Genomic DNA, 10,874 nt, shown 5'->3' with positions numbered 1-10,874 from the left:
GCCGTACGCGGCGGCCGCGCTCACCGCCTGCTCGGCGGCGGCGAGGGCGTCGGCGCGCACGTCGCCGGTGAGCCCGACCGGAGCCGTCTCGTCCACCAGCGGTCCGCCCGGCAGGCTCGGCGTGCCGTTGCGGGACGGGGGCCCGGACAGCACATCCACACAGGAGAGATGGAGAAAGCGGTCGACCCCGGCCCGGGTGGCCGCGTCGAGCAGGTTCGCCGTGCCGCCCAGCGTGACCCGGCGGATCTCGGCGGCGGACACTCGCACCGGCCCGCCGGGACGGCCCGGTCGGACCGGGGTGAGTTCCGCGACCCCGCCGGTGCCGACGGCTGCGGCGTGCACGACCAGGTCAGCGCCCTCCAGCGCCCGCTCCCACTCGCCCGGGCGGCTGATGTCGGCCAGCACCGTCCCGGGCGCGCGCCGCACGTCCAGCGCGACGACGTCCACGCCCTGCCTTCGCAGCGCGTGGGTCAGCGCCCCACCGAGAAAACCGGCCGCGCCGGTGACCACCGCCCGAACCACGGCCACTCCTTATACCTGGGCACCCGCGCCGGGCGCCCCGCGTCGACGGCGCTGTCGCGCCCGCCGCCGCCCGGCTCACCAGGTCCGCCGTCCCCGTTCGCCGACGGCGACGACGTCCCGACCCTACGGGATCGCCCGTGGCGCGGGACCGGCCCGGCGGCCCGAGTCGATCCGGCCGCCGGTCCGGGGACCAGCCCTGGTTGTCAGGCCGTCAGATCAACGCGCGGGAGTCGCGAAGTCCTGCGTCCAGTACGTGCCGTAGGGACCGCCGGTCGCGACGCCCACGCCGATCCGGGTCAGCCCGCAGTTGACGATGTTCGCCCGGTGCCCGGGGCTGTTCATCCATGCCTGCAGGACGGCGCTCGGATCGCTCTGACCGGCCGCGATGTTCTCCGCGGCAGCCGAGAAGGCAAAGCCGGCGGCCGTGATCCGGTCGAAGGGGCCGCGGCCGTCGGGGCTGTCATGGCTGAAGTAGGCGGCCAGCGCCATGTCGGCGCTGTGCGCCTGGGCGACGGCTGTCAGCACCGGATCGATGCTCAGCGCCGGGCAGCCGGCGGCGCGCCGCTGCTCGTTGGTCTTCGCGACCACCCCGGCCGGGTAACCGCCCGCCGGTGATGCGGCAGCCGGCACCCGGGTCGGGGTCGCGGGAGCGGGTGGCGCGGTGGTGGCGTTCGGCCGACTGGCCGGAGGCGGCGGGGCCGGGTCGTTGTGGGTGGGACTTCCCCCGGTGTCCCGTGGTGGCGCCGTGGTGGCCGGCGGCGGAACCGACGTCGGGCTGGGAGCCGGCGCGGTGATCGGCGCGGCCATCGGGTGGGCCGGACCGCCGCGATCGGCGGTCGCGGTCGGCGCCGGGACCGGGGGATTCGTGGGAGTCGAAGCCCGGGCGGGCACGGCCGCGGCGATGCCCGGCGCGGTGGTCGAGGCCGCCTGCCCGTTCGCCGCCTGCCCCGCGCCGACCTGTGGGTCGCATCCGGACCCGCCCACCAGGCAGAGGATCGCGAGTGGCAACGGGACGAGCAGGATGCCCGCGGCCGAACGCGGGCGGATGGCGGCGGGAGAGGCAGAGGTGGTCCGGCGCCGGAGGATCCGGGGCCTCGGGTGCGTGGGTCGCATCGATTCCTTCGCTCGGTCGGCCCCCCCGACCTCGCCCCTGGATCGTCTAGCTAGCTGGACATGGTCAGCACTGACCACGCCTCAGTCCAGGTGGTCTACCCGAAGCAATCGGGTGACAGCGATGGAGACTACCCTTCGGGTCGCCCATCTGGGCGATGGGGAGCCTGGAGCAGCCCAGGGAGCACGTAAAGACAACTAAAAGGATGCAAGCGATTACTCTCAGCTATCTTGCGGAGGAGCGCGGAACGGGCAAAAACCGTCCGAGACGGACCGAGGGCGCCCGGCAGGACCGATGCGGGCGGGACGAGGGGGCGCGGCCCACCGTGCCTTTACCCGGTGCGCGTTAGTACCGACGACGTACCGGCCATCCGCCCGCGGGCCTTCGGCCGAGCACGGACCCGGGGCACCTCGCGCCGCTGTCGGCTCACCGATCGCCGGCAGAGCCGGCGACGGCCGGTGGCTCGCCGTCGAGGGCGGTCGGCGGCGTCGGGGGGTTGGGTATCCCGCCGCCGGCCCGCCGGCGAGCGGAGCGCCGACGCAGCAGTTCACCACCCGCGCCCGCCAGCACGGAGACGACGACCACCACCGCTGCGAGCCAGCCGGCGGCGTCGCGCAGACCAGGAATCCCCGCCGCCAGGTAGCCCAGCAGAATCAGCCCGATACCCCACACCAGCGCGCCGGCCACGGCGGCCACCAGGAAGCGGGAGCGCGGCATGGCAACCGCGCCGGCGAGCACCGGCGCGAAGGTTCGCGCCCACGGGACGAACCTCGCGGCAACCAGCGTCACCGACCCGAAGCGGCGGTAGAACTCCTCCGTGCGGGTGAGGGCCGCCGCATGCCGACGTTCCAGAAAGGGCCGACCGAGGCGCGCGCCGGTGTAGTAGCCCACCACTGCACCAAGGCTGGCGGCGGTGCCGGCGCCGACGGACAGAACGTAGATGGACACGTCCGTGTCGGCGTCCGCCGCGACCAGACCGGCGGCGAACAGGATGGTGTCCCCAGGGAGCCAGAACCCGATCAGGACCCCGCTCTCGACAAAAATCATCGCGAACAGGACGGCGTACAGCGTCGTTCCGGACAGACTGCCGACCTCCACCTGTCCAGTGTGCCGGGTTGCTCTCCGCGACGGCGCCCGCCCCGCCACCTCCTGCGGCCACGGACCACACCCGAACCCGCATGGCACGGGCCCACCTGGGGCAGGCGGCCCGCTCCCGGTGCGTGTTCCGATCTCCCGGCATCGCGCCGCAACGCCGGCGCCTTCCTGACTCCCCGGCGCCTTGTCCTTGTCTCTCCGGCTCCCTTGTCTCTCCGGCTCCCTGGTCTCTCCGGCTCCCTGGCCTCTCCGGCTCCCTGGCCTCTCCGGCTCCCTGGTCTCTCCCTTCTCCCACGCTCCCGCCGCCCTCCACTCCTTTCTTCTCCACTGCCTGACCCCCACTCCGTTGCCTCGGGCGGACGGGCCAGCCGCGGGGTCACGTTCCGGCCATCGGATCGGCCGGTGCCATCCCGGCCCGAACGGTCGCCCCGAACGACGAGCGAGGTCGCCAGGCGCGCCACATCCGCGGGTAAACCGCCCGCGGGGCAAGTCCGTTCGGGACCGGAACCGATGCCCGAACGAGCCCGGCGCACATTGCCCCGGCGACGTCCGCCGCATCCGAGCACCTGAACGACGCGCGCCGTCATACCCTTCGCCCACCGACAGTCCGCCGGCAGGTCTGCGGCCCGTTCCGGTTGGCCAGCGCCGCCATCTATGGCTGATCGGCGCCCCGACAGCTTCGACAAGGAGCCCCACCAATGCCCATCGCCACGCCTGAGATCTATGCCGAGATGCTCGACCGGGCCAAGGCCGAGGCCTTCGCCTACCCCGCGATCAATGTCAGTTCCTCCCAGACTCTGAACGCCGCCCTGCGGGGATTCGCCGAAGCGGGCAGCGACGGAATCGTGCAGGTGTCCACCGGCGGCGCCGAGTACCTGTCCGGCTCCACGGTGAAGAACATGGTCCTGGGCGCCGAGGCCCTGGCCGAGTTCGCCCACCACGTCGCGAAGGCCTACCCGGTCAACATCGCGCTGCACACCGACCACTGCCCGGCCGACAAGCTCGACACCTACATCCGGCCGCTGATCGCGATCTCGCGCGAGCGGGTCGCCGCCGGTCGCGACCCGCTGTTCCAGTCGCACATGTGGGACGGCTCGGCCGTCGAGCTCGAGGAGAACCTCAAGATCGCCGAAGAGCTTCTCGCCGACGCAGCCGCCGCCAAGATCATCCTTGAGGTCGAGATCGGCGTCGTCGGCGGCGAGGAGGACGGCGTCGTCGGCGCGATCGACGAGAAGCTCTACACGACCCCCGGCGACATGTGGCGGACCGCGGAGGTCCTCGGATCCGGGGAGAAGGGGCGCTACCTGCTGGCCGCCACCTTCGGCAACGTGCACGGGGTGTACAAGCCCGGCAACGTGAAGCTGCGCCCGCCGATCCTGCGCGAGGGCCAGGATCACGTGGCGCAGAAGCTGGGTCTGGCGGCCGGAGCCAAGCCGTTCGATCTCGTCTTCCACGGCGGCAGCGGCTCGGACCTCAGCGAGATCCGGGAAACCCTGGACTACGGCGTCGTGAAGATGAACGTGGACACCGACACCCAGTATGCGTTTACCCGGCCCATTGTGGACCATGCTTTCAAGAACTACGACGGCGTGCTCAAGGTGGACAACGAGGTCGGGTCGAAGAAGGCCTACGACCCGCGTACCTACGGAAAGCTGGCCGAAGCGAACATGGCGGCCCGTGTGGCACAGGCCTGCGAGGATCTGCGCTCGACGAACCGGTCGCTCGGGCGCGCATAACAGGGCCACTACACCGGGTCGTCGCCCATCGGGGCCATCCGCGCCCGGAGGAGGACAGTCGGGCATCACCGCCGGGTGTCTCCGCCGGGCGCTGTCCGAACCACACCGAACCCGTCACCCCGGCTCCGCCTGTCGCGTCTCAGTTTCCCGCGTCCGGCCCCCAGCCGCCGGACCGCTTTCGGCCGGTTCCCCCGCCTCCGGCGGAGCACCGGCCGATTCCGGCGAAGCCCCGGATTCCGGCTGCGGAGTTACCACCCAGCGCATGACGGGCCACACGGAACGGACATCCCGTTCGGGCTGGCCCGCTGAAGATCCGCGGAACGTCCCGTACCATCCGGTCCCTCCAGGTCCCCCAGTTGCTCCATGCAACTGGGGGACCACTGCTTTTTGCCCCGTGGTCCCCCTCGGGTCCGCTCTGCGCGCAGTCTGGTGACCTGCAGGTTTCGGCCGGATCAACCCGCAGGTACCGGACCTGCCGGGACGACTGTCGCCACCTACCCGACCAGGACATCCGGTCCGTTCCACCTCGACCCGCCGCCCGAAGTGCCACCTTGTGTGCATGGTCGAATACTCAGCGCAAGAAAATCACAGCAATGTGAGTCGTTAGCCCCCATCCGTTACCCTTCTCACATACGACGCCGCACGACCCCTCGCCGACATCTCCGGCCTTTAACCCAAATCAGTCCGCCGGCCCCATCGAAGGCCGGCACGGACATGTAACACATTCGTTTTGGTTCGCCACTCTCCGCACGACTTCGACCATCGGCAAACACGGTGACCAGGTGGGCACAATTACCCCTCCGCACCACTCGGCCAGGTTGATGAGCGGGCGCGCACGCGCGATACCAGTCGCTTACAGCACCCTCAAGCAGGCGCGCCGAGTGTGCTCTTTTTCACGCACCCTATTCAATGCTTGGCGACTCGCCGAGCGGCGTGGTTATGGTCTTCGCCGTGCCGCCGACAACGTGCGGCATTCGTCGGACGGCACGCCGAATCCTGCCCCCGACCGACGATTTCCACAGACCAGGCGGCAGGAACGGGGGAACCAACTCCGAGCATCGAAATGATTCGAGGCTCTCGGGGTGAAGCCGTGCGCGACGTACGTCCGAGCCGAGTTTCGGGCGAGCACACGTCCCCAGGAAGTCCCTGGCACGGCCGGGCAGTTCCCAGTCCGAATCCGACAGCTCACCTCGCAGGCGTGGGGAAGGACTACAAACACATGTCCGACGCACGTACCAGTGGTCGACAATGGAGCGCCGGCACCCGTATCCGGGCGCGGGCCCTCATGGTTGCTCCGGTCCTCGCAGCAGCGGTCGGCGGCTCACTCGTCGTCAGCCAGCCAGCCGAAGCGGCCACGACCTGGGCGGGTCTGCGGCAGTGCGAGTCCGGCGGTGACTACACGACGAACACCGGCAACGGCTACTACGGCGCCTTCCAGTTCTCCGCCAGCACCTGGCACAGCCTGGGGTACTCCGGGCTGCCGCACGAGGCGTCGCCAGCCGTCCAGGACGAGGCCGCGCTCCGGCTGGCCCAGCGGTCCGGCTTCGGCCAGTGGCCCGTCTGCGGCCGCGGGATGGGTGCCGACCAGCTCGCGGGCGGCACCTCCGCCCCCACCGCGACACAGGCATCACGCACAGCGCAGCGCAGCGAGCTGACCGTCACCCCGGCGGTCGCCTCGACATCCCGCTACACCCGCGTCCTCACGACCGCCCTGAGCGGTCAGGACCGAACCGACGTCCGCGCCTGGCAGGCACGGATGAGCCAGATCGGCTACCCGCTCGCCGCCGATGGCCACTACGGCCCGCTCTCGGCCGCCGCCGCCCGCTCACTGCAGGCCGCCAGGGGGCTCGCCGTCGACGGCATCGTCGGCCCGGCGACCTGGCAGGCCACCTTCGGCTGAGGCGCACCTCACGCGCGACCCGCCGTTCGACTGATCGCCGCGCTGCCAGCCGGCACCCATCGCACGTAGTCCAACCGGCCCAGGACGCGGGGACGCGCGTCACGGCGGAAGACTGACGTTGCCACCCCGGCAGGACCCGCCGGGACGCACTCCCCGCTCGACCCGACCGGCCCACGCCGGCTCCCGGACGATCTCCAGGGAGCGGCGAACGGGCCGGTCGGCGACGGGTACCCGGCCGGGACCCCGTCTCGACACACCGATGCCCGGCGGCGCCGCCGGGCACACCTCCGCCGCCCACCCGGGCGGCACCCTTGGGCTCCGCCCGTCGCGGGTCTGGAGGTGGTTACTCCGAACCACCCCGGTTTGCACAGCATGAACCGGTATCGCTAGAGTGCCGATCACTCGTCATCCGACGAGGCCGCCCGGACGGACGCCGAGTCCTGCCCACCGGCCAGGCGGCTCGACTAGAGCACCGCAAGGGCAGGAGTGGGGGACCCACATTCCGGACGTCCTGGACGTCCTTGGGGTTAAGCCGGCTCGACCCAGCGCACTCGGTGGGGAGATCGTTCCCACGCAACACCGAACGCCTGCGGCCGGACCGGCCGGGCAGTCCCAGCCCGCACCCGACAGCTCACCCCGCAGGCGAACGGGATTGGACATACATGCCGTCAGCACGGCGTGGGGGTAGGCATCGGGCGCCGCAGGCGCCCTCCACAACAGGTCGCATCCTGCGCACGACCGGCGCGGTCACCGCGCTCGTCGGCAGCGGGCTCGCGGTGAGCACGGTCGGCGCGTCCTCCGCGGGGGCCGCGACCGCCGACGACTTCGCCAAGCTCCGGCAGTGCGAGTCCGGGGGCAACTACTCCATCAACACCGGCAACGGGTTCTCCGGCGCCTACCAGTTCGACAACCAGACCTGGCACTCCCTCGGCTATTCCGGCTCCCCCCACCAGGCGGCGCCGGCCACCCAGGACGAGGCCGCCGCCAAGCTGTACAACGCCCGCGGCTGGCAGCCATGGCCGTCCTGCTCGCGCAAGATGGGTCTGGTCAACAACGGCCCCGCCGCGACCGGCGCCGGTTCGGCCGACGTCGTCCAACAGGCCATCGCCCCGGCCGAGCCGCCGATGACGCTGGACCGTGCCCGCCAGGAGATGGGCGACAACTCCTACAAGGGCACCGTGCTCAACGCCGGGTACGGCAACGATGTCCGCCCAGACGCGTTCGTCTGGCAGGCCGCGATGCGCAACAAGGGCTTCGTTCTCACCGTGGACGGCAAGTTCGGGCAGCAGTCGCAGGGCATCGCCGCCCTCTACGGCTACCTGACCCGCGTCGACGACGGTCAGCCCGGCGCGGTCGGCCAGAATCTGTGGGACGTCAGCGTCAAGTCCTGACCCGGTGCGTCACGTCACCACCCGCGTACGGCAGGATGCAGCCATGACGACGCCGTCCGACCCGACCAGGAACCTGCTGTCCGGTCCGCCGCCCACGCTCCTGCCTTCGGACGCCGCCGTCACCGACGCGCTGGCCGCGGGCGAGCCACCGGCCAGCGTCGCCGCCTCGGCGCCGGCTCAGAGCGCACCGTGGGCCGCTCTTGCCGAGCAGGCGCTCGGCAAGGGCAACGCCGTAGAGGCCTACGCGTACGCCCGCACCGGTTACCATCGCGGCCTCGATGCGCTGCGCCGCTCCGGCTGGCGCGGCACCGGGCCGGTGCCGTGGTCGCACGAGCCCAATCGCGGTTTCCTGCGGGCGCTGGCCGCGCTCGGCCAGGCGGCCAGCTCCATCGGCGAGACCGAGGAGGCGGACCGCTGCCGCACGTTCCTCACGGACTGCGATCCGGCTGCCGCCCGCGAACTCGGCTACGGCGGCTGAGATCGATCTTCACGGCCGCCGCCGGCCAGCCGGCTCGCACCGGTCGAGTCACGCCACCTCGTGACCCTGGGTACCCAAATGGTCGCGTACAGCGCAATCGACACCGAGGCGTGCCAGCGTGACTGACACACAGTGACAGCGGACGGCACATGCGCGGTTCGGCACAGATGAGCATCCGCGCATCGCCCCGCGCGGGGGCCATCCCTAGTAACCTCGCCCGGTGCCAGCTCTCGTCCTCATCGGCGCCCAGTGGGGCGACGAAGGAAAAGGAAAAGCGACCGACCTCCTGGGCGGCGCCGTCGACTACGTCGTCCGCTACCAGGGCGGCAACAACGCCGGCCACACGGTCGTCATCGGGACGGAGAGCTACGCACTCCACCTGATCCCGAGTGGCATCCTGCGCGCCGACTGCGTGCCGGTCATCGGCAACGGGGTGGTCATCGACCCTGGCGTCCTGCTCGGCGAGATGGACGGTCTCGCGGCCCGTGGGATCGATGTCTCCCGGCTCCTGATCAGCGCCAACGCGCACCTGATCATGCCGCACCACCGGGCGCTGGACCGGGTGATCGAGCGCTACCTCGGCAAGTCCCGGATCGGCACGACCGGCCGCGGCATCGGCCCGACCTACGGCGACAAGGTCGCCCGCACCGGCATCCGCATCCAGGACCTGCTGGACCCGGGCATCTTCCGCAAGAAGCTCGAACTGGTGCTGCGGGAGAAGAACCAGGTCCTCGCCAAGGTCTACAACCGGCGGCGGATCGAGCTGGACGAGGTGTGCGAGGAGTACGCCGGCTACGCCGAGCGGCTCGGCCCGCACATCGCGGACACCAGCCTGGTTCTCGACCGTGCTCTGCGCGAGGGCAAGGTCGTGCTGCTCGAGGGCTCGCAGGGCACGCTGCTCGACGTCGATCACGGCACCTATCCGTTCGTGACCTCGTCGAACCCGACCGCCGGCTACGCGGCGACCGGCGCCGGGATCGGACCGACCAGGATCAACCGGGTGGTCGGCATCATCAAGGCGTACACCACCAGGGTCGGTGCAGGACCGTTCCCGACCGAGCTCGACGACGAGGTCGGCGCGGAGCTGCGCCGCATCGGCGGCGAGTTCGGCGTGACCACCGGCCGCGCCCGCCGGACCGGCTGGTTCGACGCGGTGATCGCGCGCTACGCGGTCCGGGTGAACGGCCTGACCGATCTGTTCCTCACCAAGCTCGACGTGCTGTCCGGCTTCGAGCGGGTGCCGATCTGCATCGGCTACGAGATCGGCGGCGAGCGGGTCGACGAGATGCCGATGACCCAGACCGAGTTCCACCACGCCAGGCCGATCTACACCGAGCTGCCGGGCTGGCACGAGGATCTGTCGGCGGTACGGGCGTACGACGATCTGCCGTCGGCCGCCAAGGACTACATCCGGGCGATCGAGGAGCTCTCCGGCGCACCGGTCTCCGCCATCGGCGTCGGCCCCGGGCGCGACCAGACTCTGGTCATCAACGAACTCGTCTGAGTTCACCGGCTCCAGCCCCCACCTCCTCGCGCTCCAGTTGCGCTACGCAGCGTTACCATCGACGCTGGGGTCGTAACGGAACGCAATGTCGGGCGGGGGTGAGGACTGTGACCACAACCGGCTCCCCATCGTCCGGCGACGATCGCTCCGTGCCCGGCCAGGCCCCGGCACCGAGCGCACCGGCCCTCGCCGACCTGGCGGACACCCTGCCGGCACTGCTCGCGCCGACCGTTCGGCGCCGTTATCTGCGCCCGACCGATTCCGACGCCTGGCACGTCGGCTTCTCCCCGACCGGCGAGGCGCTGCCCGACACGCTCACCGACGTACTGCTTCGCGGCAGTCACGCGATCCGCAGCTCGAAACGGGCGGAGGCACAGCGACTCGAACGCGCTGCGGCCGTCGCGAACCACGTCGACGCCCAGATCCGCGACTTCCTGGACTTCTGCGCCGCCGAACGCCTGGTGCCGCCGGTCACCGTGCGATCCTCCGGCGGGCGCCCGCGCCGCGCCCCCGGCCGGTCGACCGAGCATCCGCTGCCCGGCGTCGACCCGCATCTGGGCGGCGGCCCGCTGCCGCGCGACGCGTGGATCGACGACCACGCGCGGTTCGACAGCCGCCGCCCCGGCCGGTTCGACGTCGGTCCGGGGCTGTTCGACGGCCTCAGCGCCCGGCGGACCGAGGACGGCGACGACCAGGAGCAGGGCGATCGCGAGGACGGTGGCTCGGTCCTGCGCCGTCGACGGGCCCGTCGGACCGCGGCCGGCCGGTCAGGGGAGCAGGACCCGCACCGGCGGCATCGCCCGCGGCGGCGCGAGCGGTTGCAGGCCTGGCCGCTGCTGTACTGGCGATGCGAGTCGTTCCCGGCGGCCGGCCGCTCGCTGCACCTGTTCGTCGAGCCGAGCGGCCGGACGTTCGAGGGCCGCGACGACCCGGCGCCGCTGACAGTGCTCGGCCGGGAGGTCCAGGTCTGGCCGGTGGACGCGGCGGCGATCGTCGCGGGCATGGCCGAGGTCGACGCCCGGCGCTGCGCCCTACAGCTGGTGCACGGGATGGCCCATCTGGATAATGCCCCGTGGAGTGGTGTAGATCGGTTCGCGTTCCGCTCTGCGTCTTTCGCTATTATGCGGCCTGAATATC

The 10,874-nt window shown here is 71.4% G+C and carries 9 protein-coding genes and 2 riboswitches; of the genes, 6 read left to right on the top strand and 3 right to left on the bottom strand.

Annotated features, from left to right (window positions below):
- The 3 genes from MXD58_RS11030 to MXD58_RS11020 all read right to left on the bottom strand — a co-directional run.
- Positions 1–522: NAD-dependent epimerase/dehydratase family protein (locus MXD58_RS11030; protein ID WP_250609283.1), on the bottom strand; the 522-nt coding region annotated here is incomplete at its 3' end.
- 216 nt (positions 523–738) lie between these two features.
- Positions 739–1,635 carry a CAP domain-containing protein gene (locus tag MXD58_RS11025; RefSeq protein WP_250609282.1) on the bottom strand — a complete coding sequence of 299 codons (897 nt, stop codon included), beginning with the start codon at positions 1,633–1,635 and terminating at the stop codon, positions 739–741.
- A gap of 424 nt (positions 1,636–2,059) precedes the next feature.
- The gene (locus MXD58_RS11020; protein ID WP_248841314.1) at positions 2,060–2,731 is read right to left on the bottom strand and encodes a DedA family protein; all 672 of its coding nucleotides are present in this window, start codon (positions 2,729–2,731) and stop codon (positions 2,060–2,062) included.
- Between the two features lie 695 nt (positions 2,732–3,426).
- Between MXD58_RS11020 and fbaA the strand changes: the two genes are divergently transcribed.
- The 6 genes from fbaA to MXD58_RS10990 all read left to right on the top strand — a co-directional run.
- Positions 3,427–4,464 (top strand): class II fructose-bisphosphate aldolase, encoded by a 1,038-nt coding sequence (gene fbaA / locus MXD58_RS11015; protein ID WP_248841313.1) that lies wholly within the window; start codon positions 3,427–3,429, stop codon positions 4,462–4,464.
- Positions 4,465–5,441: 977 nt separating this feature from the next.
- A riboswitch (cyclic di-AMP (ydaO/yuaA leader) is annotated at positions 5,442–5,676 on the top strand.
- A gap of 7 nt (positions 5,677–5,683) precedes the next feature.
- Positions 5,684–6,364: a transglycosylase family protein gene (locus MXD58_RS11010; RefSeq protein WP_248841312.1), complete on the top strand. Its 681-nt coding sequence runs from the start codon at positions 5,684–5,686 to the stop codon at positions 6,362–6,364.
- A 460-nt stretch (positions 6,365–6,824) separates the two neighbouring features.
- A riboswitch (cyclic di-AMP (ydaO/yuaA leader) is annotated at positions 6,825–7,024 on the top strand.
- A gap of 2 nt (positions 7,025–7,026) precedes the next feature.
- Complete coding sequence (locus MXD58_RS11005; RefSeq protein ID WP_248841311.1) at positions 7,027–7,755, top strand: transglycosylase family protein; 729 nt, start codon at positions 7,027–7,029, stop codon at positions 7,753–7,755.
- A gap of 43 nt (positions 7,756–7,798) precedes the next feature.
- Complete coding sequence (locus MXD58_RS11000; RefSeq protein WP_248841310.1) at positions 7,799–8,233, top strand: DUF3151 domain-containing protein; 435 nt, start codon at positions 7,799–7,801, stop codon at positions 8,231–8,233.
- Between the two features lie 220 nt (positions 8,234–8,453).
- Complete coding sequence (locus MXD58_RS10995) at positions 8,454–9,737, top strand: adenylosuccinate synthase (RefSeq protein WP_248841309.1); 1,284 nt, start codon at positions 8,454–8,456, stop codon at positions 9,735–9,737.
- Between the two features lie 107 nt (positions 9,738–9,844).
- Positions 9,845–10,874, top strand: a 1,030-nt coding sequence (locus MXD58_RS10990) for a hypothetical protein (RefSeq protein WP_250609281.1), incomplete at its 3' end; no start/stop codon positions are given.

The sequence above is a fragment of the Frankia sp. AgKG'84/4 genome (assembly GCF_023242965.2).
Taxonomy (GTDB): domain Bacteria; phylum Actinomycetota; class Actinomycetes; order Frankiales; family Frankiaceae; genus Frankia.
Note: the sequence above shows the minus strand (reverse complement) of the source record. Positions and strands in the feature narration are given on the sequence as shown.